20 protein-coding genes and 2 rRNA genes are annotated in these 24,160 nt (G+C 67.3%); 19 read left to right on the top strand and 3 right to left on the bottom strand.

The window, feature by feature from the left end; all coding sequences use genetic code 11:
* Nucleotides 1-75: 75 nt before the first annotated feature.
* A 23S ribosomal RNA gene (locus U0R18_RS03235) occupies nt 76-3,194 on the top strand.
* A gap of 157 nt (nt 3,195-3,351) precedes the next feature.
* Nucleotides 3,352-3,465, top strand: a 5S ribosomal RNA gene (rrf, locus tag U0R18_RS03230).
* A gap of 61 nt (nt 3,466-3,526) precedes the next feature.
* Here the strand turns inward: rrf and U0R18_RS03225 are convergent.
* Nucleotides 3,527-3,847: a hypothetical protein gene (locus U0R18_RS03225; protein ID WP_526365883.1), complete on the bottom strand. Its 321-nt coding sequence runs from the start codon at nt 3,845-3,847 to the stop codon at nt 3,527-3,529.
* A gap of 153 nt (nt 3,848-4,000) precedes the next feature.
* On the opposite strand from U0R18_RS03225, the gene U0R18_RS03220 reads away from it, so the two are divergent.
* From U0R18_RS03220 to xerD, 11 genes are all read left to right on the top strand, one after another.
* Nucleotides 4,001-4,837 (top strand): tetratricopeptide repeat protein, encoded by an 837-nt coding sequence (locus tag U0R18_RS03220; RefSeq protein WP_526365881.1) that lies wholly within the window; start codon nt 4,001-4,003, stop codon nt 4,835-4,837.
* 1 nt (nt 4,838) lies between these two features.
* Nucleotides 4,839-5,834: an HAD-IIA family hydrolase gene (locus U0R18_RS03215; protein ID WP_526365879.1), complete on the top strand. Its 996-nt coding sequence runs from the start codon at nt 4,839-4,841 to the stop codon at nt 5,832-5,834.
* A 29-nt stretch (nt 5,835-5,863) separates the two neighbouring features.
* A complete protein-coding gene (locus tag U0R18_RS03210; RefSeq protein ID WP_526365877.1) occupies nt 5,864-6,043 on the top strand; it encodes a hypothetical protein in 180 nt (59 codons plus the stop codon).
* 10 nt (nt 6,044-6,053) lie between these two features.
* On the top strand, nt 6,054-6,866 hold the full coding sequence (locus U0R18_RS03205) for a TlyA family RNA methyltransferase (RefSeq protein ID WP_526365875.1): 813 nt from the start codon (nt 6,054-6,056) through the stop codon (nt 6,864-6,866).
* Nucleotides 6,863-7,795, top strand: a complete 933-nt coding sequence (locus tag U0R18_RS03200) for an NAD kinase (protein WP_526365873.1) — start codon at nt 6,863-6,865, stop codon at nt 7,793-7,795. The genes U0R18_RS03205 and U0R18_RS03200 overlap by 4 nt, the downstream gene beginning before the upstream one ends.
* Nucleotides 7,796-7,799: 4 nt before the next feature.
* A complete protein-coding gene (recN, locus tag U0R18_RS03195; RefSeq protein WP_526365871.1) occupies nt 7,800-9,554 on the top strand; it encodes a DNA repair protein RecN in 1,755 nt (584 codons plus the stop codon).
* A gap of 114 nt (nt 9,555-9,668) precedes the next feature.
* Nucleotides 9,669-10,853 (top strand): putative cytokinetic ring protein SteA, encoded by a 1,185-nt coding sequence (gene steA / locus U0R18_RS03190; RefSeq protein WP_526365868.1) that lies wholly within the window; start codon nt 9,669-9,671, stop codon nt 10,851-10,853.
* A gap of 9 nt (nt 10,854-10,862) precedes the next feature.
* Nucleotides 10,863-11,804 carry a copper transporter gene (locus tag U0R18_RS03185; RefSeq protein WP_526365866.1) on the top strand — a complete coding sequence of 314 codons (942 nt, stop codon included), beginning with the start codon at nt 10,863-10,865 and terminating at the stop codon, nt 11,802-11,804.
* Nucleotides 11,805-11,954: 150 nt separating this feature from the next.
* Nucleotides 11,955-13,694 (top strand): CTP synthase, encoded by a 1,740-nt coding sequence (gene pyrG, locus U0R18_RS03180; protein ID WP_526365864.1) that lies wholly within the window; start codon nt 11,955-11,957, stop codon nt 13,692-13,694.
* The gene (locus U0R18_RS03175) at nt 13,687-14,322 is read left to right on the top strand and encodes an NUDIX domain-containing protein (RefSeq protein WP_526365862.1); all 636 of its coding nucleotides are present in this window, start codon (nt 13,687-13,689) and stop codon (nt 14,320-14,322) included. The genes pyrG and U0R18_RS03175 overlap by 8 nt, the downstream gene beginning before the upstream one ends.
* The gene (xerD, locus tag U0R18_RS03170) at nt 14,319-15,281 is read left to right on the top strand and encodes a site-specific tyrosine recombinase XerD (RefSeq protein ID WP_526365860.1); all 963 of its coding nucleotides are present in this window, start codon (nt 14,319-14,321) and stop codon (nt 15,279-15,281) included. The genes U0R18_RS03175 and xerD overlap by 4 nt, the downstream gene beginning before the upstream one ends.
* On the opposite strand, the gene U0R18_RS03165 is transcribed toward xerD, so the two are convergent.
* Nucleotides 15,278-16,525 (bottom strand): cytochrome P450, encoded by a 1,248-nt coding sequence (locus U0R18_RS03165; RefSeq protein WP_526365858.1) that lies wholly within the window; start codon nt 16,523-16,525, stop codon nt 15,278-15,280. The genes xerD and U0R18_RS03165 overlap by 4 nt on opposite strands.
* Nucleotides 16,526-16,628: 103 nt before the next feature.
* Here U0R18_RS03165 and U0R18_RS03160 point away from each other — a divergent pair, with 103 nt between their 5' ends.
* The 6 genes from U0R18_RS03160 to U0R18_RS03135 are packed head-to-tail and all read left to right on the top strand — an operon-like array spanning nt 16,629 to nt 23,355.
* Nucleotides 16,629-18,410 carry a thiamine pyrophosphate-binding protein gene (locus U0R18_RS03160; protein ID WP_526365856.1) on the top strand — a complete coding sequence of 594 codons (1,782 nt, stop codon included), beginning with the start codon at nt 16,629-16,631 and terminating at the stop codon, nt 18,408-18,410.
* A complete protein-coding gene (locus tag U0R18_RS03155) occupies nt 18,391-19,056 on the top strand; it encodes an SRPBCC family protein (RefSeq protein ID WP_526365854.1) in 666 nt (221 codons plus the stop codon). Before U0R18_RS03160 ends, U0R18_RS03155 begins: the two co-directional genes overlap by 20 nt.
* 1 nt (nt 19,057) lies before the next feature.
* Nucleotides 19,058-20,083 carry a 3-oxoacyl-ACP synthase III family protein gene (locus U0R18_RS03150; protein ID WP_526365852.1) on the top strand — a complete coding sequence of 342 codons (1,026 nt, stop codon included), beginning with the start codon at nt 19,058-19,060 and terminating at the stop codon, nt 20,081-20,083.
* A gap of 2 nt (nt 20,084-20,085) precedes the next feature.
* Nucleotides 20,086-21,096 (top strand): pyridoxal phosphate-dependent aminotransferase, encoded by a 1,011-nt coding sequence (locus U0R18_RS03145; protein WP_526365850.1) that lies wholly within the window; start codon nt 20,086-20,088, stop codon nt 21,094-21,096.
* A gap of 7 nt (nt 21,097-21,103) precedes the next feature.
* Nucleotides 21,104-22,288 (top strand): flavin-containing monooxygenase, encoded by a 1,185-nt coding sequence (locus U0R18_RS03140; RefSeq protein WP_526365848.1) that lies wholly within the window; start codon nt 21,104-21,106, stop codon nt 22,286-22,288.
* Nucleotides 22,288-23,355, top strand: a complete 1,068-nt coding sequence (locus U0R18_RS03135; RefSeq protein ID WP_526365846.1) for a methyltransferase — start codon at nt 22,288-22,290, stop codon at nt 23,353-23,355. Before U0R18_RS03140 ends, U0R18_RS03135 begins: the two co-directional genes overlap by 1 nt.
* Here the strand turns inward: U0R18_RS03135 and U0R18_RS03130 are convergent.
* On the bottom strand, nt 23,328-24,116 hold the full coding sequence (locus tag U0R18_RS03130) for an O-methyltransferase (protein WP_526365844.1): 789 nt from the start codon (nt 24,114-24,116) through the stop codon (nt 23,328-23,330). The genes U0R18_RS03135 and U0R18_RS03130 overlap by 28 nt on opposite strands.
* Nucleotides 24,117-24,160 lie beyond the last annotated feature (44 nt).

Raw genomic sequence — 24,160 nt, 5'->3', positions numbered from 1 at the left:
GGTGGTGGTGGTTCGGGTGGTGTGTGGTTTGTTGTGGTGTAATTTTTTGTGATTCTCTATTTTTGGTTTTTTGTGTTGTAAGTGTTTAAGGGCGCATGGTGGATGCCTTGGCACTGGGAGCCGATGAAGGACGTGGGAGGCTGCGATATGCCTCGGGGAGCTGTCAACCGAGCGTTGATCCGAGGATGTCCGAATGGGGAAACCCGGCACGAGTGATGTCGTGTCACCTGGCACTGAATACATAGGTGTCAGGGGGGAACGCGGGGAAGTGAAACATCTCAGTACCCGTAGGAAGAGAAAACAATTGTGATTCCGTGAGTAGTGGCGAGCGAAAGCGGAGGATGGCTAAACCGTGTGCATGTGATACCCGGCGGGGGTTGTGTGTGCGGTGTTGTGGGGCGTTTCTTCTCTGGTCCGCCGGCCAGGGCGACAGTGAGAAACCGCAGGGTTAGGTGAAGTGGCCTGGGATGGTCTGCCGTAGACGGTGAGAGCCCGGTAACCGAAAACTTTGTGGCTGTTGTGGAATGTTCCCCGAGTAGCAGCGGGCCCGTGGAATCTGCTGTGAATCTGCCGGGACCACCCGGTAAGCCTGAATACTTCCCAGTGACCGATAGCGGATCAGTACCGTGAGGGAATGGTGAAAAGTACCCCGGGAGGGGAGTGAAATAGTACCTGAAACCGTGCGCTTACAATCCGTCAGAGCCTTCGACTTGTTCGTGGGGTGATGGCGTGCCTTTTGAAGAATGAGCCTGCGAGTCAGGGACATGTCGCGAGGTTAACCCGGGTGGGGTAGCCGTAGCGAAAGCGAGTCTGAATAGGGCGTATCCCCCGTGAGGGGGTGTAGTGGTGTGTTCTGGACCCGAAGCGGAGTGATCTACCCATGGCCAGGGTGAAGCGCGGGTAAGACCGTGTGGAGGCCCGAACCCACTTAGGTTGAAGACTGAGGGGATGAGTTGTGGGTAGGGGTGAAAGGCCAATCAAACTCCGTGATAGCTGGTTCTCCCCGAAATGCATTTAGGTGCAGCGTCACATGTTTCTTGCTGGAGGTAGAGCTACTGGATGGCCGATGGGCCCTACTAGGTTACTGACGTCAGCCAAACTCCGAATGCCAGTAAGTGAGAGTGTGGCAGTGAGACGGCGGGGGATAAGCTCCGTGCGTCGAGAGGGAAACAGCCCAGATCGCCGGCTAAGGCCCCTAAGCGTGTGCTAAGTGGAAAAGGATGTGCAGTCGCGAAGACAACCAGGAGGTTGGCTTAGAAGCAGCCACCCTTGAAAGAGTGCGTAATAGCTCACTGGTCAAGTGATTGTGCGCCGATAATGTAGCGGGGCTCAAGCACACCGCCGAAGCCGCGGCAATCAACATTTTGTTGGTTGGGTAGGGGAGCGTCCTGCATCCGGTGAAGCCACAGGGTGACCTAGTGGTGGAGGGTGTGGGAGTGAGAATGCAGGCATGAGTAGCGATAAGGCAAGTGAGAACCTTGCCCGCCGAAAGACCAAGGGTTCCTGGGGCAGGCCAGTCCGCCCAGGGTGAGTCGGGACCTAAGGCGAGGCCGACAGGCGTAGTCGATGGACAACGGGTTGATATTCCCGTACCCGTGTGTGCGCGTCCCTGATGAATCAGAGGTACTAACCGCCCAAATGGTTGCTGATCGATCCCTTCGGGGTAAGACGGTGACCGGCTGCGCGGGACCTTCTCTGGTAGTAGTCAAGCGATGGGGTGACGCAGGAAGGTAGCCGTACCAGTCAGTGGTAATACTGGGGCAAGCCCGTAGGAAGAACAGTAGGCAAATCCGCTGTTCACATATTCCGAGAGGTGATGCATAGCCGATTGAGGCGAATTCGGTGATCCTATGCTGCCGAGAAAAGCCTCTAGCGAGTGCGCACACGGCCCGTACCCCAAACCAACACAGGTGGTCAGGTAGAGAATACCAAGGCGTACGAGTGAACTATGGTTAAGGAACTCGGCAAAATACCCCCGTAACTTCGGGAGAAGGGGGACCTCCTACTGTCATCACCCTTGCGGTGGGCAGCGGTGGGGGGTGGCACAAACCAGTGAGAAGCGACTGTTTACTAAAAACACAGGTCCGTGCGAAGTCGCAAGACGAGGTATACGGACTGACGCCTGCCCGGTGCTGGAAGGTTAAGAGGACCCGTCAACCCGTAAGGGTGAAGCGGAGAATTTAAGCCCCAGTAAACGGCGGTGGTAACTATAACCATCCTAAGGTAGCGAAATTCCTTGTCGGGTAAGTTCCGACCTGCACGAATGGCGTAACGACTTCTCAACTGTCTCAACCATAGACTCGGCGAAATTGCACTACGAGTAAAGATGCTCGTTACGCGCGGCAGGACGAAAAGACCCCGGGACCTTCACTACAACTTGGTATTGGTGTTTGGTTCGGTTTGTGTAGGATAGGTGGGAGACTGTGAAACCCGCACGCCAGTGTGGGTGGAGTCATTGTTGAAATACCACTCTGATCGTATTGAACCTCTAACCTCGAACCGTGAACCCGGTTCAGGGACAGTGCCTGGTGGGTAGTTTAACTGGGGCGGTTGCCTCCCAAAATGTAACGGAGGCGCCCAAAGGTTCCCTCAACCTGGACGGCAATCAGGTGTTGAGTGCAAGTGCACAAGGGAGCTTGACTGCGAGACTGACACGTCAAGCAGGGACGAAAGTCGGGACTAGTGATCCGGCACCCCCGAGTGGAAGGGGTGTCGCTCAACGGATAAAAGGTACCCCGGGGATAACAGGCTGATCTTCCCCAAGAGTCCATATCGACGGGATGGTTTGGCACCTCGATGTCGGCTCGTCGCATCCTGGGGCTGGAGCAGGTCCCAAGGGTTGGGCTGTTCGCCCATTAAAGCGGCACGCGAGCTGGGTTTAGAACGTCGTGAGACAGTTCGGTCTCTATCCGCCGCGCGCGTCAGAAGCTTGAGGAAACCTGTCCCTAGTACGAGAGGACCGGGACGGACGAACCTCTGGTCCACCAGTTGTCCCACCAGGGGCACCGCTGGATAGCCACGTTCGGACAGGATAACCGCTGAAAGCATCTAAGCGGGAAACCTCTTCCAAGACCAGGCTTCTCACCCATCAAGTGGGATAAGGCCCCCCGCAGACCACGGGATCGATAGACCAGACCTACACGCACCGCAAGGTGTTCAGGGAACTGGCACTAACCGGCCGAAAACTTACAACAACCAACAACAAACCGTTGTAAGAACACACAAAAATTGACGCCACCGCGACGCAACCACACCACAAACCCATCAACACCACACCCCCCACCAAAAACAAACCCGGTGAACCCCCCCCACACCAACAGGGAACCATTCACCCACACAAAAAAATAGAGTTACGGCGAACATAGCGACAGGGAAACGCCCGGACCCATCCCGAACCCGGAAGCTAAGCCTGCCAGCGCCGATGATACTACCCAACCCGGGTGGAAAAGTAGGACACCGCCGAACACACACAAAACAGAAACGCCCCCCACACCCTGGGGGGCGTTTCTGTATTTACGACGAATTGCTAATTCCGGGTCATGTGAAAATTGAACGTCATGAATCCGCATCCGTGAGTACCGGAAAGCGTGGCGGCGTCGATCGTCGTCGAACACACAATTCCATCGGTGCCCGGACTGGAGCCGCTCCAAATGCCGTTCTGCAGATGCAATTCCCGGCCATTGTCCATGGTGGTGCAGTCGGGCCCGCAGGGCGTGAAGGTCCACGTCATTGTCTGCGATGCACCGTTGTTTCCGGAGAACAGCGCCGTGTAGGTGCCGCTCAATGGTTCGGCCGACGCCGGGCCGGCCAGGCCGATAGATGCCGCTGTCAGGAGCGCAGTCAGCACCGCGCCGCAAATAGCTCTCATGTTTCCCTCCGATCGATGAGGACCGCCTCCCCGCGGTCATCCCCGCAGCGTAATCCGGACCGCGATGGCTGGGTAGGGCAGATCTGTCGCGGGCCGTATCCTTTATCGAGACTTCAATAGCGAAAGGTTCACGTGGCCGACAACAGGCAGGGTGGCGAACGGCGTCAACCGCGAGGCGGAGACAATCCGGGTCCGCGCGGACAGCAACGTCGAGGTCCGCGAACCCAGACGCCGATGCGCTCCGGTCCGGATCGGGCCCGGCGAGCTCAACCGCAGCATGAGGCCGACTCCGATGAGTCCGTCGGCACGCGCGGACCGTCGATCCCGCCGGACATCGAGGCCAAGGACCTCGCGCCGGAGGTACGGCGTGAACTGATCACGCTCGACAAGAGCACCGCCGACTACATCGCCCGGCACCTCGTGGCCGCTGGACGGCTGCTCGACGAGGACCCCGAGGCCGCACTGGCGCACGCGCAGGCAGCCCGCGTCCGGTCCGGCCGGATCGCGGCGGTTCGGGAGGCCGTGGGAATCGCCGCGTATCACTGCGGGGACTGGGCGCAGGCCTTGACCGAGTTCCGCGCTGCTCGCCGGATGGGCAGCAAGTCGGTGCTGCTTCCGGTGATCGCCGACTGCGAACGCGGGGTGGGCCGTCCGGAACGTGCGATCGAACTGGCCCGCGGCCCCGAGGCTGATGCGCTGACCGGCGACGACGCTGATGAACTGCGCATCGTGGTGGCCGGAGCCCGTGCCGACCTGGGTCAGCTCGAGCAGGCGCTTGCGGTGCTGTCGTCGCCGCCGTTGGACCCCGGCCGCACGGGCCAGACGGCGGCGCGGCTGTACTACGCGTACGCCGAGACCCTGCTGGCGCTCGGCCGCGATGCGGACGCGCTCCAGTGGTTCCTCGAGGCCGCCGGCGCCGACACCGAGGGCGCCACCGACGCCGAGGAGCGAATCGGCGAACTGGCCTGACATGAGCACCTTCGTCGAGGACTTCGATTGTCTGTTGCTCGATCTGGATGGCACGGTCTTCCGCGGCCACGAACCGACCGAGGGTGCGGTGGACGCCCTCGCGGGGGCCGGGGTTCGGGCACTCTATGTGACAAACAATGCCTCCCGCAGTGCGCAGCAGGTCGCCGCCCACCTCTGTGAACTCGGCTTCTCGGCCGGTCCCGAGGACGTGGTGACCAGTGCGCAGAGCGCGGCGCATCTACTCGCCGCACAACTGCCGGCCGGCAGTGCGGTCCTGGTCGTCGGCACCGACTCGCTGGCCGCCGAGATCGCCGCGGTTGGGCTGCATCCGGTACGCGGCTTCGACGACGATCCGGTGGCAGTGGTGCAGGGGTACTCACCGTCGATCGGGTGGTCGGACCTGGCGGAGGCCGCTCTGGCGATCCGGGCCGGGGCACTGTGGGTCGCCACCAATGTGGACAAGACGCTGCCGTCGGAGCGTGGGTTGCTGCCGGGCAACGGGTCGCTGGTCGCCGCACTGCGCACCGCCACCGATGCAGAGCCTCAGGTGGCCGGCAAGCCGGCACCAACTTTGATGTCGGATGCGTTGTCCCGCGGTAACTTTCGTGCACCGTTGGTGGTGGGGGACCGGCTCGACACCGATATCGCCGGTGCGGCGGCTGCCGCGCTACCCAGCCTGATGGTGCTCAGCGGCGTCAATTCGGCGCGCGACACGGTGTTCGCACCGCCCGGCCTGCGGCCCACCTATCTCGGCCACGACCTGCGGACGCTGCACACCGAGACGGCCGCCGCGGCCGTCGTCGGGCAACCCGCGTGGCACACCGACGTCGACGGCGAACGAATCGTCGTCAGCACCGGCTGCGCCGACGAGGGGGACGGCCTGTCGGTCGTGCGGGCGGTGGCGGCGGCCGTGTGGGACGCGGGCCGGCCCGCGCCGCAGCTGGCCGCGGCAGACGACACGGCGCGGGCGGCGCTGCAGCGCTGGGCGCTGCTGTAGGGCACCGATCCGCTAGCGTGAACACCGCAATGACTACCGATCCCGACCAGATCCGCGCGCAGGTGGCCGCGCTGCTCGCCGAGCTGCCCGAACTCACTCCGGAGTCGCAGGACGACGCCACGATTGCCACCATGGACAATGCCGCACAGCGCCTTGCGCAGGCTCACGACGTGCTGGTGGCAGCCCTGGAATCGGTCGAGAAGGACTGAGGGGTGTGCCGTGGTACGGCGCGCACGCGTTGACGCCGAACTCGTCCGCCGGGGACTGGCCCGGTCCCGTCAACAGGCCGCCCAACTCATCGACGAGGGCCGGGTCCAGATCGACGGAATGCCGGCCTCCAAGGCCGCCACAGCGGTGTCGATCACCTCGGCGCTGACCGTCGAGGACGACGGGGACCGGACCTGGGTGTCGCGGGGGGCGCACAAGATCATCGGCGCTCTGGACGGGTTCGGCATCGCGGTCACCGGCCGGCGTTGCCTGGACGCCGGCGCCTCCACCGGCGGGTTCACCGAGGTGCTGCTGGACCGCGGGGCCCGCGAGGTGGTGGCGGTCGATGTCGGCTATGGGCAGCTGGCCTGGTCACTGCGCTCGGACGACCGCGTCGTCGTCATCGAACGGACCAACATCCGCGATCTGACCACCCCGGATGCGATCGGGGGGCCGGTGGACCTGGTGGTCGCCGACCTGTCGTTCATCTCCCTGGCCACGGTGCTGCCCGCGCTGACGGCGTGCGCGTCGCCCGACGCGGACATCGTGCCGATGGTCAAACCCCAGTTCGAGGTCGGCAAGGGGCTGGTCGGCGCCGGCGGGGTGGTGTCGGATCCGCAGTTGCGCGCCGGTGCGGTGCTGGGGGTGGCTGCCCGGGCCCGCGAATTGAATTGGGAGACCGTCGGCGTGATCGCCAGTCCGCTGCCGGGCCCGTCGGGGAACGTCGAGTATTTTCTATGGCTGCGGGCGCGCTGCGATGCGCCGCTACGTGACGAACAATTGGCCGACGCGGTGCGCCGGGCCGTCGAAGAGGGGCCGCAGTGACTCGAGAGCGTCGGGAGCGGACCGTGTTGCTCGTCGTGCACACCGGCCGCGATGAGGCCACCGAGGTCGGCCGTCGGGTGGAAAAAGTGTTGAGCGACAACGGCATTGGGCTCCGAGTGTTGACCGCGGAGGCGGTGGACCGAGGTTCGCTGCACCTGGCCCCGGACGATCTGCGCGCCATGGGCGTCGAGATCGACGTGGTCGACGCCGACGAGAATGCCGCGCAGGACTGCGAATTGGTCCTGGTGCTCGGCGGTGACGGGACGTTCCTGCGGGCCGCCGAGCTGGCTCGCGGCGTCGACATCCCGGTGCTGGGGGTGAATCTGGGTCGCATCGGCTTCCTGGCCGAGGCCGAGGCGGACGCCATCGACACCGTTCTGGACCACGTGATCAACCGCAACTACCGCGTCGAGACCCGGATGACCCTGGATGTGGCGATCCGGGTGGACGGCGAGGTGGTGGACCGCGGCTGGGCCCTCAACGAGGCGAGTCTGGAGAAGGGCCCCCGGCTGGGGGTGCTCGGCGTCACTGTCGAGATCGACGGTCGCCCGGTGTCCTCGTTCGGCTGCGACGGCATTCTGGTGTCCACCCCGACCGGCTCGACGGCATACGCATTCTCTGCCGGCGGCCCGGTGGTGTGGCCGGCGCTCGAAGCGATCCTGGTGGTACCCAACAACGCCCACGCACTGTTCGCCCGGCCGATGGTCACCAGCCCCGATTCCACCGTGGCCGTCGAGATCGAGGCTTCCGGGCACGACGCGCTGGTGTTCTGCGATGGCCGTCGCGACATGGTGCTGCCGGCGGGTGCCCGGCTCGAGGTCACCCGCAGCGCCAAACCGGTGAAATGGATCCGGCTGGACAGTGCACCGTTCACCGACCGGCTGGTGCGTAAGTTCCGGCTCCCGGTGACCGGCTGGCGCGGGCAGTAGGCGCATGCTCTCCGAGATCCGCATCGAATCGCTGGGCGCCATCAAGGCGGCCAGCGCCGAGTTCGACCGTGGCCTGACCGTGCTCACCGGTGAGACGGGTGCGGGAAAGACCATGGTGGTCACCGGATTACATCTGCTGGGCGGCGCGCGCGCCGACGCTCATCGGGTGCGCAGCGGTTCGGACCGGGCGGTGGTGGAGGGCCGGTTCAGCACGGCCGAGCTGTCCAACGAGGACACCCGCACGGTGGAGGAGATCCTCGAGTCGTGCGGGGCCGACCGCGACGACGACGGCAGCGTGATCGCGTCGCGGTCGGTGAGCCGTGACGGGCCGTCGCGGGCGTATCTGGGTGGCCGCAGCGTGCCGGCCAAGGCATTGAGCAACTTCACCGGCGAACTGTTGGCGTTGCACGGTCAGAACGACCAGTTGCGGTTGATGCGCCCGGACGAGCAGCGCGCTGCGCTGGACCGGTTCGCGGAGGTCGCCGCCCGGCTGGAGAAGTACCAGAAGCTGCGTGACGAATGGCGCCGCGCCCGACGCGATCTCGCCGACCGGACCGAGCGCTCGCGGGAGCTGGCCCAGGAGGCCGACCGTCTGACGTTCGCGCTCGAGGAGATCGACGCGATGGACCCGGTGCCGGGGGAGGACCAACAGCTCGTCGCCGACATCCGGCGCATGTCCGAGCTCGATGCGCTGCGCGACGCGGCCGCCACCGCCCGGCACGCGCTCGCCGGTGACGCGGACGACCCGCTCGATGCCGCCAGCAGTGCCACCGGGTCGATCGGCCGGGCCGCGGCGTCGCTGCAGGGCACCGATGACGCGGTCCTGCAGGGCCTGGGCGAACAGCTCGGCGAGGCACTCACGGTGGTCGGCGATGTGGCGCGCGAGGTGGGCGCCTACCTGTCCGAATTGCCCAGCGACGCATCGACACTCGAAAACAAGCTGGCTCGTCAGGCCGACTTGCGCTCGCTGACGAGGAAGTACGCGGCCGACGTCGACGGTGTGCTGGCGTGGGCCACGCAGTCCCGGGAACGCCTCGCTCAACTGGACGTGTCCGAGGATGCGCTGGGTGCCCTGCAGCGGTTGGTCACCGAACTGGGAACCAAGCTGGCCGCGGCCGCCACGGATCTCACCCGGGCGCGCACCAAGGCTGCCGGTGCGCTGGGCAAGGCTGTCACCGCCGAGCTGGCCGGCCTGGCGATGTCCGGGGCCGACTTCACCGTCACGGTCGGCACTGTCGGGGCGCAACCAGATGATCGGGCGGCACTGGTGCTCGCCGACGGGCAGACCGTGCAGGCCGGTCCGCACGGCGTCGATCTCGTCGAGTTCGGCTTCACCGCGCACCGCGGTGGCAGCATCCTGCCGCTGCACAAGAGTGCCTCCGGCGGCGAGCTCTCGCGCGTGATGCTGGCGTTGGAGGTGGTGCTGGCGGGGTCGTCGGCCGGCACCACGATGGTGTTCGACGAGGTCGACGCCGGGGTGGGCGGGCGTGCCGCGGTGCAGATCGGCCGCCGCCTGGCCCGGCTGGCCCACACTCACCAGGTGATCGTGGTGACGCACCTGCCACAGGTGGCCGCCTACGCGGACATCCATCTGGTGGTCGACGCGCTCGGGCGCGACGGCGCCAGCGGGGTGCGCCGCCTCGACGACGACGAGCGGGTGGCCGAGTTGGCCCGCATGCTGGCCGGGCTCGGAGAGTCCGACACGGCCCGGGCGCACGCCCGGGAACTGCTCGAAGCGGCGCGAACCAACACCGATTGACGCGGATCGGCCACATCTCGGCCATGTTGCAGATGTGACGCAATGTGACTAATGAGGCCAGTGTTACGGCGCGCCTCCCCGGACAATCGGCGATGCACCGACAGAATCGGCGCCATGCGCATGGCATCGCTTCTCACCCGGAACAGTGGCACGCGTCCCGGGGTCGTCGGCACCGCCCGGGTCGAGAAAGACATCGACAAACTCCTGCCCCGGATCGAACCCGGCGACATTGTCGTCATCGACATCCTGGACCTCGATCGAGCCACGGCCGATGCGCTGGTCTCGGCGAACATCGCCGGGGTGGTCAACGCCGCCACATCCATCTCCGGCCGGTACCCCAACCTGGGCCCGGAGGTGCTGGTCGGCAACGGCATCGTGCTGATCGACGACGCGGGCCCGGAGATCTTCAAGAAGATCAAGGACGGCGCGAAGATCCGTCTGCACGACGGTGGCGTCTACGCCGGTGACCGCCGCCTGGTGGCCGGCACCGAGCGCAGCGAGCAGGAGATCATGGAGATCATGCACGAGGCCAAGACGGGCCTCGTGGCACACCTGGAAGCGTTCGCGGGCAACACGATCGAGTTCATCCGCAGTGAGAGCCCGTTGCTGATCGACGGTGTCGGCATTCCCGCCATCGACGTGGACATGCACCGGCGGCACGTCGTCGTGGTGGCCGAAGGGACGTCCGCCGAGGCCGATCTGAAGGCCCTCAAGCCGTTCATCAAGGAGTACCAGCCCGTCCTGGTCGGCGTCGGCGCCGGCGCCGATGTCCTGCACAAGGCCGGTTACCGCGCGCAGCTCATCGTCGGCGATCCGGGCAATATCAGCACCGAGGCGCTCAAGAGCGGTGCGCAGGTGGTCCTGCCCGCCGATGCGGACGGTCATGCACCCGGGCTCGAGCGCATCCAGGACCTCGGCATCGGTGCGATGACGTTCCCGGCAGCCGGGTCGGCCGCCGATCTGGCGCTGCTGCTGGCCGATCACCACGGCGCCTCCCTGATAGTGACGGCCGGGCACAGCGCGAGCATCGAGGAGTTCTTCGACCGGTCCCGCCAGCAGAGCAATCCGTCGACGTTCCTGACCCGCCTGAAGGTGGGGGAGAAGCTCGTCGATGCCAAAGCCGTTGCCACCCTCTACCGCAATCGCGTTTCGGCCGGTGCGGTCGCCATGCTGGTGCTGGCGATGCTCATCGCGGTGGTGGTCGCGCTGTGGGTCTCGAGCACGGACACCGTCGTCGTCGACTGGATCGTGCAGTACTGGAACCGGTTCCTGCTGTGGGTCCAGCACCTGGTGAGTTAGGGAGCCAACGTGATTTCTCTTCGCCAGCATGCGATCTCACTGGCGGCCGTGTTCCTGGCGCTCGCCGTCGGCGTCGTCCTGGGCTCGGGCGTCCTGTCCGACACGCTGTTGTCCGGACTGCGTGACCAGAAGAAGGACCTGCAGGGCCAGATCGCGCAGCTCACCGACGACAAGAACATGCTGAACGAAAAGCTTTCGGCGGCAGATGATTTCAACACGCAGATGTCCGGGCGCATCGTCCGCGACGCACTGGCCGGCAAATCCGTGGTCCTGCTCCGCACCCCCGATGCGAACGACGACGACCTCGAGGCGATCGGGCGGGTCCTCGGCCAGTCGGGTGCCGCAACCACCGGGACCATCTCCCTGACCCAGGAATTCGTGGATGCCAACTCGGCCGAGAAGCTTCGGTCGGTGGTCAACTCGTCGATCCTGCCGGCCGGTACCCGGCTGAACACCACGCTGGTGGATCAGGGTTCGCAGGCCGGCGACCTGCTGGGTATCGCGCTGCTGTCCGATCGCAACCCCGATGCCCCCAAGGTCGACGACGCCCAACGCGAGACGGTGCTGACCGCGCTGCGCGACACCGGCTTCCTGACCTACACCCCAGAGAAGTTCGGCCCGGCGGACGCGGCGCTGATCGTCACCGGGGGTGCACTCGGTGAGGACGCCGGCAACCAGGGCGCCAGTGTGGCCCGCCTGGCCGCGGCGATGGCGCCGCGCGGCGCGGGCACCCTGCTCGCCGGCCGCGACGGCGCCGCGACGGGTACCGCGGCGCTGGCCGTGCTACGGGCGGATCCGAGTCTGGCCGCCGCGGTGAGCACCGTGGACGACATCGGTGCGGAATCCGGCCGGATCACCGCCGTGCTGGCGCTGCAGAGCCTGATCAGCGGTGCGCACAGCGGTCAGTACGGCATCGGTCAGGGCGCCACCGCGGTGACGCTCGCGCAATAGTCGGCACGGAACCCACGCGCCACGGCGCGTCGGGAGCGACCTGTCGGGCTCGGTGTTAAGGTGGACTTCCGTGGGTCGGCAGGCCCAGCTGATGCGTTTGGTTCGCGTCAGCCCTGCATCATCGCTATTGCAGCGCCCCGGAGGTTGCTCTTGCCACCGCTTCGCAAGCACCCGCAGTCCGCCACCAAGCACATCTTCGTCAGCGGCGGCGTCGTCTCGTCACTGGGCAAGGGACTGACCGCCAGCAGCCTCGGGCAGCTCCTGACCGCACGGGGCCTGCAGGTCACCATGCAGAAGCTGGACCCGTACCTCAACGTCGACCCCGGAACGATGAACCCGTTCCAACACGGCGAGGTGTTCGTCACCGAGGACGGTGCGGAAACCGATCTCGATGTGGGGCACTACGAACGGTTCCTGGACCGCAACCTGTCCGGGTCGGCGAATGTCACCACCGGCCAGGTGTATTCGACAGTGATCGCCAAGGAGCGCCGCGGCGAATACCTCGGCGACACGGTCCAGGTCATCCCGCACATCACCGACGAGATCAAGCGGCGCATCCTGGCGATGGCCGAACCCGACGCGCAGGGCAACCGGCCCGACGTCGTGATCACCGAGATCGGTGGCACGGTGGGCGATATCGAGTCGCTGCCATTCCTCGAGGCGGCCCGGCAGGTCCGCCATGAGGTGGGCCGGGAGAACTGCTTCTTCCTGCACGTGTCACTGGTGCCCTACCTCAAGCCGTCCGGCGAGCTGAAGACCAAGCCGACCCAGCACTCGGTGGCCGCGCTGCGCAGCATCGGCATCACGCCCGACGCGCTGATCCTGCGCTGCGACCGGGATGTGCCCGAGGCCCTGAAGAACAAGATCGCGCTGATGTGCGACGTCGACGTCGACGGGGTGATCTCCACGCCGGACGCGCCGTCCATCTACGACATTCCCAAGGTGCTGCACCGTGAGGAACTCGACGCCTACGTGGTACGCCGGCTCAACCTGCCGTTCCGCGACGTCGACTGGACGGAGTGGGACGACCTGCTGTCCCGGGTGCACGATTCGCAGGAGACAGTCCGAATCGCGTTGGTGGGCAAGTACATCGACCTCTCCGACGCATACCTCTCCGTTGCGGAGGCGCTGCGCGCCGGGGGCTTCAAGCACCGCACCAAGGTCGAGATGCGCTGGGTCGCCTCCGATGACTGCGAGTCCGAATCGGGTGCGGCCGCGGCGCTGTCGGACGTCGACGGCGTGCTCATCCCCGGCGGTTTCGGCATCCGGGGGATCGAGGGCAAGATCGGTGCCATCCGGTACGCCCGCCAACGCGGCGTCCCGGTGCTGGGGTTGTGCCTCGGGTTGCAGTGCATCGTGATCGAGGCGGCCCGTTCGGTGGGTCTGACGGAGGCCAGTTCGGCGGAGTTCGATCCGGACACCCCGGACCCGGTGATCGCGACCATGGCCGATCAGGAACATATCGTCGCAGGCGAGGCCGACCTGGGCGGGACCATGCGGCTGGGTGCGTATCCCGCTGTGCTGGAGGCAGATTCGATTGTCGCCGAGGCCTACGGCGAAACGAACGTATCCGAGCGGCACCGGCACCGCTACGAGGTCAACAACACCTACCGGGACAAGATCGCCGAGAGCGGACTGCGGTTCTCGGGCACCTCGCCCGACGGGCACCTCGTGGAGTTCGTCGAGTATCCCCGCGAGGTGCATCCCTACCTGGTCGGAACGCAGGCGCACCCCGAGCTCAAGAGTCGGCCGACGCGGCCGCATCCGCTGTTCTCGGCCTTCATCGGAGCGGCCATCGCCTACAAGGCCGAGGAACGCCTGCCGCTGGAGAACCTGCAGCGCTCCAACGGGTCGGAGCACGCCCTCCAAGAACCCGTAGCCCGTGGCTGAACACGAATTCGACATCGTCGCGAGCGACACCGTCTACGTCGGCAACATCCTGGCGCTGCGCATCGACGAGGTGGCCATGCCCGGTGGGGGCACCGGCCGGCGTGAGGTCGTCGAGCACTACGGCGCGGTGGCGACGGTGGCCCTGGACGACCAGGACAATGTGGTGCTGGTGTACCAGTACCGGCATCCGGTCGGCCGGCGCCTGTGGGAACTGCCGGCGGGGCTGATCGACATGCCCGGCGAGGACCCGACACTGGCCGCGGCCCGCGAGCTCGAGGAGGAGGCCGGCCTGACCGCCGCTCACTGGAGCGTCCTGGTCGACGTCGTCTCGTCCGCGGGGTTCTGTGACGAGAGCGTGCGGGTATACCTCGCGACCGGTCTGACCGACGTGGGGCGGCCGGCCGGACATGACGAGGAGGCCGACCTGCAGGTACAACGCCGGCCGCTGGCCGAGGCGATGCAGATGGTCTATCGCGGCGAGATCGTCAATTCCCTTGCGGTGGCGGGCATCCTGGCCGCCGACGGCGCCCGGCGCGGGCTCGCGCAGCCGCGCCCGGTCGACGCACCCTGGGTGGACCGGCCGGCACGGTTCCTCGCCCGCCGCTCGGGCGAGCGGGAGAACGGATGACCGAGGTGCGCGCCACGGCCGTCCGAGCGCCCCTGGATGGCCAGTTGCAGGGCTACCTGGATCACCTCACCATCGAGCGCGGCGTCGCCGCCAACACGCTCAGCTCGTACCGCCGCGACCTCCGCCGCTACCACGAGCATCTGACCCTGCGGGGCATCGACGACCTGACCGGGGTCACCGAGACGGATGTCAGCGAATTCGTCGTCGCGCTGCGCCGCGGCGATCCCGAGACCGGGGCCGTGCCGCTGTCGGCGGTGTCGGCGGCACGCGCGCTGGTCGCCGTGCGCGGACTGCACAAGTTCGCCACCGCGGAGGGCATCACCGAGATCGACGTGGCCCGCGGGGTAAAACCCCCCACGCCGGGCCGGCGGCTGCCCAAGAGCCTGACGGTCGACGAGGTGTTGGCCCTGCTCGAGGCGGCCGGTGGGGACAATCCGTCCGACGGCCCCCTCGCGTTGCGGAACCGGGCGCTGCTGGAGGTCCTGTACTCCACCGGCGCCCGCATCTCCGAGGCCGTCGGCCTGGACGTCGACGACGTGGACGCCGAGGCGCGCTCGGTGTTGCTGCGGGGCAAGGGCGGCAAGCAGCGACTGGTTCCGATCGGCCGTCCGGCGGTCCAGGCGCTGGAGAACTACTTCGTCCGCGGCCGTCCGGGCCTGGCACAACGCGGCCGGGGGACACCCGCGATCTTCCTCAACGCACGCGGTGGCCGATTGTCGCGGCAGAGCGCCTGGCAGGTGCTGCAGGACGCCGCCGAACGCGCCGGCATCACCAGTACGGTCTCGCCGCACACGATGCGCCACTCGTTTGCCACCCACCTGCTCGAGGGTGGCGCCGACGTCCGTGTCGTCCAGGAGTTGCTCGGCCACGCGTCGGTCGCCACGACGCAGATCTACACACTGGTCACGGTGACCGCGCTGCGCGAGGTGTGGGCCGGTGCGCATCCGCGGGCGCGCTAACCCCGCCGGCCCACCACCTCGAGGCGGATCTCGCGGAGCGGGGTCACGGCAATTCCGCGTGCCGTGCTGCGCGGGGTGCACCGGCCGGCGACCGTGGGCGCCCTGAGGTCCAGGGTGGTCATGATGGTGCCGATCGCCACCGAAAGTTCCGTGGTGGCCAGGGCGGCACCGATGCAGCGCCGATGCCCACCGCCGAACGGGGCGTACCGGAACGGAGACGGCCGCGCGTCCAGGAACCGACCCGGATCGAAGGTGTGTGGATCCCGCCAGTTCTCGGCGTTGAAATGCAATGAGTACAAGGAGATCCCGACAATCTGCCCGGACTGCATCCAGCACTGGCCGATCCGGGTCGGCGAGGTCAGCCTGCGCAGCACTACCGGGACCGGTGGGTGCATCCGCAGCACCTCCTTGATGACGGCGCCCAGGTAGGGAAGTGCCGTCAGCTCCGCCGGGGCCGGATCGGCGTCCAGCTCGGCCAGCAGCCGTCGTCTGACGTCGCCGTGCCGATGGATCCGGTACAGCGCCCAGGTCAGTGCCGTGGCCGTGGTCTCGTGCCCGGCGGCCAGCAGGGTTCGGCGCTGATCGGGCATGTCTGATTCGGCGGTGCCGAGGTCTTCGCCGAGCATCCCGTCCAGGGTGTCGCGCAGTGTCATCAGCCGGGCCCACGGACCGTACCCGCCGATACTGCGCCGCAGTGCGGGAACGAGCATCAGGGGCGCGGTGTTCGCATTCATCAGCGCGCCGATGATGGCGGCGTAGGACTCGCGACGGTCCGGGTCGGTGATTCCGAACAGCACCCGGATCGCGGTGTCCAGCGCGATCCCGGTGGAGAGCCGCCGCAGCGACAGCTGGTCACCGGATCGCAGCGATGCGATCTGCTCGGCGGTCACGGCGCGGACCACCTCGGCGTATTCGCGCACCCGCCCAGCCTGGAACGCCGGCATCAGCCGCATGCGCTGGTGCCGGTGCGCGCGACCGGACTGCAGTATCAACGAGCCGGACCCCACGATCGGTTCGATCGGATTCGGGATCGGCGCGATGCAGACGTCCGGCGGCAGGCTCAGCAGTTCACGTGCGGCCGCCTCCGACGCGAAGAACAGGACGGCCCCGAGCCCGGGAAACGTCACCCGGACCGGATGGGGGTCATCGGCGTGCCGGGTGAAGAATCCGACCGGATCCACCCCGGCCGACACCGCGCGGACCGAGCCCGCGAGGTGGTCGAAGAGACCGGTGCCGTTCGGCATCCTCACCCCCGTGGTACGCGGGGCGGCATCGATCGGTTCAAACATGTTGCTGGCCAGCGGCTTCGAGGTGGTTTGAACCGATCCCGCTGCGTCAACGTCTCCAATGCAGGGGTCATCACGCCAACGGGTCGGACGTCGTCATGGGATACGGCCATGGACGCGCAGTACGAGACACGAAGAGGTGGTGGTCGGAGTGCAGCACGCACGGGTGGTCGAACATATCGTCGAGCAACTCGGCGCGCGCGGTGTCACGCACATCTTCGGTGTGGACGGTGCGAACATCGAAGACCTGTTCGACGCCGCGCACTTCCGGCCCGAGATCACCACCGTGCTGGCCAAACATGAGTTCTCCGCCGCCACGATGGCCGACGCATACGGCCGGTGCGGACCCACGATCGGGGTGGTGGCCGCGACCTCGGGCGGCGGCTGCCTGAATCTGGTTCCAGGGCTTGGGGAATCACTGGCGAGCCGGGTGCCGGTGCTGGCCCTGGTGGGTCAGGCACCGACGACGACCGATGGTCTGGGCAGCTTCCAGGACACCAGCGGTCGCAACGGAGCACTCGACGCGGTAGCCCTGTTCGGTGCCGTGTCGGTGTACTGCCGGCGGGTGACCACCCCGGCCGCGATCCTCGACGCACTGCCGGAGGCGATCGCGGCAGCTCGTTGCGGCGGACCGGCGGTATTGTTGTTACCCAAGGACATTCAGCAGGCCGTGATCGAGATCCGCGATGTTCGTCGGGTGCCCGACCGTGCGACCGGGCGAGTGCCCAGAATCGCCCCAGGATCATCGATCGTGGCCGCACTGACATCCGGACCGGTGACGATCGTGGCCGGTGAGCAGGTGGCCCGGGACGACGCCCGCGCCGAGCTCGAGCGGTTGCGCACTGCCCTGCAGGCCCATATCGCGTGCGTTCCCGACGCGAAGGACGTCGCCATCCCCGCGGCCTCGCTGGCGGGGACCATGGGCCATCCGGCCACCGCCGCAGCCGTTCGCGACAGCGCCGTGTGCCTGCTGGTGGGCACCCGGATGCCGTTGACCGGGCGCGGGGGGCTCGAGGATGCGCTCGAACACACCGAGGTCGTGTCCATCGGCTCGTCCGAACCATACGTGTCCGCCACCCATCTGCACAGTGACGATCTGCGAATATCCTTGCAGGCCTTGGTAACAGCTCTGGAATCCCCGGAACGGCCGGGTACTGTGCGGGCAGGGCGGTGGACCGAACTCACCCCGCCCGCCTGCGGGCATGCCGGGGTCCGTTACCGCGACATCATGCGCGCGCTGGACGAAGTGCTACCCGAGGACACCGACATCGTGGTGGACGCGGGCAACACCGGTGCGGCCGCCGTCCACCACCTGCCGCATCGGCCGGGGGGACGGTTCGTCGTCGCGCTGGGCATGGGTGGGATGGGCTACAGCTTCGGCGCCGCCGTCGGTGTCGCCTGCGCACGCGGAAAACGCACCGTGGTGATCGCGGGGGACGGCTCGTTCTACATGCACGGACTGGAACTGCACACCGCAATTCAGCACCGCCTGCCGATCACCTATGTGCTGCTGAACAACAATGCACACGCGATGTGCGTGACGCGCGAACAGCTCTTCTACGCGAACGCGCACAGCTACAACAGATTCGGTCCCAGCCGGCTCGCCGCCGGTCTGGCCGCGATGTTCCCCGGGCTGCCGGCGACCGATGTCGACGAACCGGGGCGGCTACCCGCTGTCCTGACCTCAGCGCTGTCGCACTCGGGGCCCGCCGTCGTCAGCATCGAATGCTCGGCCGACGAGATCCCACCGTTCGCACCGTTTCTGGCCGCTCTCGACCCGGGGGCCGGCAACCACATCACGGCCCCCGAGGAGGACCACGCCCATGTCCCTGCCAGCGCTTGACGATATCGTCACCCATCGCGGGAGCACTGATCCCATCGAGGGTCTGACCCGCATCGAAACATCGCCGAAGGAGATCGCGACACCTGTCCTGCTGGAGATGATCCGTTCGGTCTATCCGCACGACGACGTGTTCGGCACGTACTGCACGGTCAATGATTACGTCGACTGTCCGCCCGATGAGCTGTTCGATTACATGTCGGATACCCGGTGCCTGGAGGAGTGGACCTACAGCCTGCGTGGGTTCGCCGAGACCGAGGAGCCCGGCTTGTGGGTCGCCCACGACCGACTCGGTGAGCACACCGAGATCTACACGCGTACCGTCACCGACGGCGCGGCCCGCACCGTCGACTACCACTGCGCATGGGATCAGGGCGAGCACCTGTGGATGATCTACCTGATGCGCGTGGTCGATGCCCGGCTGGTGTTGGACAAGCCCGGGTCGGTCGTGCTGTGGACCAACTGCCACCACCCGTTCTACGACCGAAATCCTTATCCGCACACCGCCCCCGAGAAGCGTCCCGTCTGGGTGGGCGACTTCTGGGACATGTTCGGCGCCGGGCATCTGCTCGAGCTGAAGAACCTGAAGGCGATCGCCGAGTACCGCCACCGCAACGGCCTGCCCGTCAAGCCGGACTGGATGTGCTGACATGACCACTGCCGAGACCCCGACCGTCAGCCTACTGGACGTCGCGACATACCTTCCGCCCGAACGGGTTCCGGCCGAGTGGTACGCGCAGTTCGCCGGCGCCGACGAGCTTCGGGACAATCTGATGTTCCGGGCCCCGCAGTTCCGTCACCACGCGGCCTTCGAAGAGACGAACGTCGACATGATGGTGAGCGCCACCGAGGGGTTGCGCGCCCGCCACGGCGACGACGTTCTCGCGGATGTCGATGTGCTGCTGACCCATTCGCAGCTGCCGGATCTGCCGATCCTGGGTGCCGGGGGAGCGCTGGCGCGCCGGCTCGGCGTCGACCCCCGGTTCGTCATCGACGTGCACAACGGCGGCTGCGCGGCGTTCGTGCTGATGCTCGACCTGGCCCGGGAACTGCTGCGGAGCGGAGCCGGGAGCACCGCGCTGATCGCCTGCGCGCAGAATGCGGCGGGCAAGATCTTCCGGCAGGAGCACGTCCGCACGCTGGCGCAGTCCTCGGTGCCCGGCGACGGCGCCGCGGTCGGACTGGTCGGATTGTCCGACCGGTCGCCGATCCTGGACATCGAATGCCGGCACTACGGCGAGTTCGCCGGCGATATGACCCTGGCCACCGATCCGCCCCGGCTGTGGTGGCAGGCCGGCAGCGGCGAGGGTTACGTCAGCTTCAACGAGGCCAAGATCATGAAGGTGCTGGCCCGGGGCAACCGGTTGGTGCCCGAGGTCGCCCTGGCGGTGTGCGACCGCATCGGGATGAAGTCGCGGGATCTGGATCTGCTGGTCACCAACCAGCCCAACCGGGTGTTCCTGCGCAACTGGAACGAGGCCCTCGAGATTCCCCGCGAACGGCACCGGGACACCTTCCACGAGTGCGGCAATCTGTTCGCCGCCGGGATCCCGGTCAACCTGGAGTCAGCGATCGAGGACGGAACCGTCCGGGCCGGCGACGTGGTGATGATGGCGGGATTCGCGCACGCCGGCGACTTCGCCGGTGCGGCCGCGGTGCGCTGGGGAGGACGCTGACCATGACACTTCTTGCCGATTCGCCGGCCGGCCTGCCGGCCGCGGTCGACCCGACAGCGTTGTCCCTCAACGAGAATCCGTATCCACCGTTGCCCGCGGTCCGTTCGGCGCTCATCGCGGCGCTGGATGCCGCCAACCGCTATCCCGAGTTCCTGCCCGAGCAACTGCGCCGGGTGATTGCCGCCCGGATCGGCGTCCCGGCGACGCAGGTCATCCTGGGTGCTGGTGCGACCGGGGTGATCCTGCAGGTCCTCCACGCCTTGACCAGCCCGGGCGATCGGATCGTCATGGCGGAGCCCACATTCGACGGATATCCCATCATCGCGGCGATGAACCGCCTCCAGACGATGTCGATTCCGCTGACCCGCGACGGCCACCATGATCTCGCGGCGATGGCTGAAGCCGCCCGGGACGCGCGGGTGCTGGTCATCTGCCGGCCGCACAACCCGACCGGCACCGTCGAATCGGCGGCGGCAATCGAAACACTGCTGGCCCGCCTGCCCGACACCCTGGTGGTACTCGATGAAGCCTATGTCGAGTTCGTCGCGGCCGCCCACCGGATCGATTCGACGACGCTGGTCCAACGATTCGCGAATGTTGTTGTGTTACGGACATTCTCGAAGGCCTACGGGTTGGCGGGGCTGCGGATCGGATACGGTTTCGGGTCACGGGAGCTGGCCGACTCCCTGTGGGCGATGCAGCTGCCGTTCGGCATGAGCGTCACCAGCCTGGTCGCGGTCGAGGCATCCTATCTGGCTGAATCGCAACTGCGCCAACGAATCCAAGCCATCACCACCGAGCGCGAGTTCCTGCGGGCGCGGCTGGCCGACCTGCACGTCGAGAGCATTCCCGGCCACGCCAACTTCCTCTACCTGCCGCCGGGCGACGGCGCGCGCCGGCTGTGCGATCAGGACGGCCTGCGGGTCAAGCACTACGGCGACGGGGCCGTTCGGCTGTCGATCGGCGCGCAGTCGTCCACCGACGCGGTCCTGGCCGCACTGGGAAGCGGATGAGGTCATGATGAGCAACGGTCACGAAGTCCACGACGTGCTGATCATCGGCGCCGGACCCGCCGGGGTTTCCGCGGCGCTGAGCCTGCGGGATGTCGGTCTGCGCCCACTCCTCATCGACCGGGCAGCCGATGTCGGCTCGTCATGGCGCGCGCGATACGACCGGCTGCGGCTCAACACGGGCCGGCGGACATCACACCTCCCGGGTCGGCCTTACCCAGTCGGCACCGCGGTGTTCCCGACCCGGGATCAGGTGGTCGCACATCTGGAACACCATGCCGGCGAGAGCGGCATCGAGCAGCTGCTGGGGACCACGGTCACGCGAGTGGACCGCGACGGAACGTACTGGCGGGTCGACACCTCGGCGGGGCCCCGGTGGAGCCGACAGGTCGTCGTCGCCACCGGGTACGAACACACGCCCGTCATGCCGAACTGGCCCGGGCTGGACGGATTCGACGGCGCGGTGCTGCACTCCTCGGCCTACCGCAACGCCGAGCCGTTCCGGGACGGGCGCGTGCTGGTGGTCGGCGCGGGGTCGTCGGGCATGGAAATCGTCTACGACCTGGCCGTCGGCGGCGTCGACAGGGCGTGGCTGGCCGTCCGCACCCCGCCGAACATCATGCTGCGCGCCCTGCCCGGCGGTATCCCGTCGGACTATCTGGCCACACCGCTGTTCGATGCGCCCAGCCGGCTGGTCGATCCGCTGGCGCGGCTCGGCGGGAGGATCACCGTCGGTGATCTGAGTGCGTTCGGCCTGCCCACCCCGTCCGAGGGTGTCTTCGCGCGCGGCAAACGTCAGGGCCGGGCGCCGGTGATCGTCGACCGGGAGGTCATTGACGCGATTCGCGCCGGCGCCTTCGAAGTGGTGCCGACTATCGCGCACTTCGACGCCGACGGCGTCACCCTGATCGACGGCCGGCGACTCGACCCCGACGTGGTGATCTGCGCGACCGGATATCACTGTGGCCTCGGGCCCATCCTCGGCCACCTCGGGGTGCTCGGCGCCGACGGCCATCCGCGCACCCAGGGCAGTCGCGCCGCCGCCCCCGGCCTGCGTTTCCTCGGGTTCCAGTCCCGTCCCGGGCTGATCGGGCGGGTCGCGCGGGAATCGCGGGCGGTGGCGCGCAGCATCACGGCGGAGCTGGCCGCCTGGCGCGACGAGAGGAGTCTGGCGCGGTGCAGCGAGAGTTATTGATGATGAAGGCTTTTCAGCATCCGATCCTCGGCCGGGTGCTGGGCAGGGTGGCCGGGCCCGAACCGATCCTGCGGACGGGGATGGGATTCTGGCCGGCGCGGGTGCTGCACCTGGCGGTCGAGGCGGGCCTGTTCACCGAACTGGCCGCCGGACCCCGCAGCCGGGACGAACTGATGACGACGTTCGGGTGGCAGCCCCGCGCCACCGAACCGTTCCTCGGTGCGCTGGTGGCGATGGGACTGTTGCGCCGGACACGCGCCGGAAGGTACGCCAACACGCGGCGTGCGGCGCTGTACCTCGACCGCACCAGGCCGACCTACATCGGCGGTCTGATCGAGCTGTCGAGCACCCGGCTCTACGAACTGTGGGGCGGCCTCGAACGCCTGCTGCAGACCGGGCTGCCCGAGGCGGACGAGGAACGCGACGGCAACGAGTTCTTCTCGTCGCTCTACCGCGACCCGGCGGCCCTGCGGACGTTCTTGTCGGGGATGACCGGCATCTCCACCGCCGAGGCGACGCTGATCGCGGCCCGCTTCCCCTGGCAGCGGTATTCGACGTTCGCCGACATCGGCACCGCCCAGGGCGCCCTGCCGGTGCGGGTGGCGCTGTGCCATCCGCAGCTGCGGGGCAGCGGCTTCGATCTGCCGGCCGTGGCACCGATCTTCGCCGACTACATCGGATCGTTCGGACTGACCGACCGGTTGAGCTTTGCCGCCGGTGACGTGCACACCGACCCCATGCCACGGGCCGAGGTGCTGACATTCGGCCACATGCTGCACGGATACACCGAGAACAAGCGGCTCGAGCTGATCTCGGCGGCATATGCGGCCGTTCCGCCGGGCGGCGCGCTGATCATCTACGACGCGATGATTGACCCTGGCCGGCGCCGGGAGTCGATGACCTGCCTATCGAGCCTGAACATCATGCTCGAGGCCAGGGACGGTTTCGAGGCCAGCACACCGCAGTGTGCCGATTGGCTGCGCAGCGTCGGCTTCACCGGCGTGCGGACGCGGCACCTGGTCGGGCCGACGTCGATGGTCTACGGGTTCAAGCCGGTCGCCGCCTGACCCAGGAATTCCGACTCCAGCATCAGGTCGGGTGCCAGGGTTTGGTACTCGACGTGTGCGTGGTGCTCGTCCGTGCGCCACTGGCGGCCCTCCTGCTCCCGCATGTACGCCCGGTATTTCGGCGAGCCCGGCAGACCCATGTTGTCGGCGAGCGCGATGGAGCCGGGGCGCAGCCAGCCCCGCGCGAGGATGCTCTGCAGGTCGGCGAGGTACACGGACTTGTCGTGGTCGATGAACAGGAAGTCGACCGACCCCGCGGTCACACGGTGCTGGGCGGTCAGCGCGTCCAGGGTGGTTCCGCCGTCGCCGATGGTGCCGACCACACAGTGCACGCGGTCACCGACGCCGGCGTGGGCCCAGATGCGGCGGGCGTTGGCGGCGTTGGCCGCGGCGAATTCCACCGACACCACCGTGGCCGTCGGCGCCGCGCGGGCGATCCGCAGGGCGCTGTACCCGCAGTAGGTGCCCAGTTCCAGCGCCAGCCCGGGCGCCGCCCGGCGCACCGCGGCGTCGAGGATCTGCCCCTTCTCGTCGCCGACGTTGATCAGGAAGGACTGCTCGTAGGCGAACCGGTCGATGGTCGCGAGCACGTCGTCGACATCACCCGGCCGGGCGTTGGCCAGCACATACTCGACCGCGGCGGCCTCCCGGCCGTCGCCGATCTGCCCGGTCCGGTTGAAGTTGCGCATACCCAGGCCCATCCGCAGGAACGACCACCGCAGCATCGGCATCCGGCGCCGCAGTTGGCGCGTGAGATCCATGGCGCCACACTATGTGGTCGGCTTGTCCGCGGGTCTGCCTTCGC

Source organism: Mycobacterium sp. (assembly GCF_046330795.1).
GTDB lineage: Bacteria > Actinomycetota > Actinomycetes > Mycobacteriales > Mycobacteriaceae > Mycobacterium.
The sequence above is the reverse complement of the archived record's forward strand: the minus strand, read 5'-3'. Positions and strand labels throughout refer to the sequence as shown.

What these genes read in the sequence shown, in the direction of transcription:
- xerD (WP_526365860.1), top strand. Translation starts at nt 14,319, where the DNA reads ATGACCGAGGTGCGCGCCACGGCCGTCCGAGCGCCCCTGGATGGCCAG.
- recN (WP_526365871.1), top strand. Translation starts at nt 7,800, where the DNA reads ATGCTCTCCGAGATCCGCATCGAATCGCTGGGCGCCATCAAGGCGGCC.
- steA (WP_526365868.1), top strand. Translation starts at nt 9,669, where the DNA reads ATGCGCATGGCATCGCTTCTCACCCGGAACAGTGGCACGCGTCCCGGG.
- U0R18_RS03165 (WP_526365858.1), bottom strand. Translation starts at nt 16,525, where the DNA reads ATGCCGAACGGCACCGGTCTCTTCGACCACCTCGCGGGCTCGGTCCGC.
- U0R18_RS03150 (WP_526365852.1), top strand. Translation starts at nt 19,058, where the DNA reads ATGACCACTGCCGAGACCCCGACCGTCAGCCTACTGGACGTCGCGACA.
- U0R18_RS03145 (WP_526365850.1), top strand. Translation starts at nt 20,086, where the DNA reads ATGACACTTCTTGCCGATTCGCCGGCCGGCCTGCCGGCCGCGGTCGAC.
- U0R18_RS03140 (WP_526365848.1), top strand. Translation starts at nt 21,104, where the DNA reads ATGAGCAACGGTCACGAAGTCCACGACGTGCTGATCATCGGCGCCGGA.
- U0R18_RS03160 (WP_526365856.1), top strand. Translation starts at nt 16,629, where the DNA reads ATGCAGGGGTCATCACGCCAACGGGTCGGACGTCGTCATGGGATACGG.
- U0R18_RS03210 (WP_526365877.1), top strand. Translation starts at nt 5,864, where the DNA reads ATGACTACCGATCCCGACCAGATCCGCGCGCAGGTGGCCGCGCTGCTC.
- U0R18_RS03155 (WP_526365854.1), top strand. Translation starts at nt 18,391, where the DNA reads ATGTCCCTGCCAGCGCTTGACGATATCGTCACCCATCGCGGGAGCACT.
- U0R18_RS03130 (WP_526365844.1), bottom strand. Translation starts at nt 24,116, where the DNA reads ATGGATCTCACGCGCCAACTGCGGCGCCGGATGCCGATGCTGCGGTGG.
- U0R18_RS03215 (WP_526365879.1), top strand. Translation starts at nt 4,839, where the DNA reads ATGAGCACCTTCGTCGAGGACTTCGATTGTCTGTTGCTCGATCTGGAT.
- U0R18_RS03135 (WP_526365846.1), top strand. Translation starts at nt 22,288, where the DNA reads ATGATGAAGGCTTTTCAGCATCCGATCCTCGGCCGGGTGCTGGGCAGG.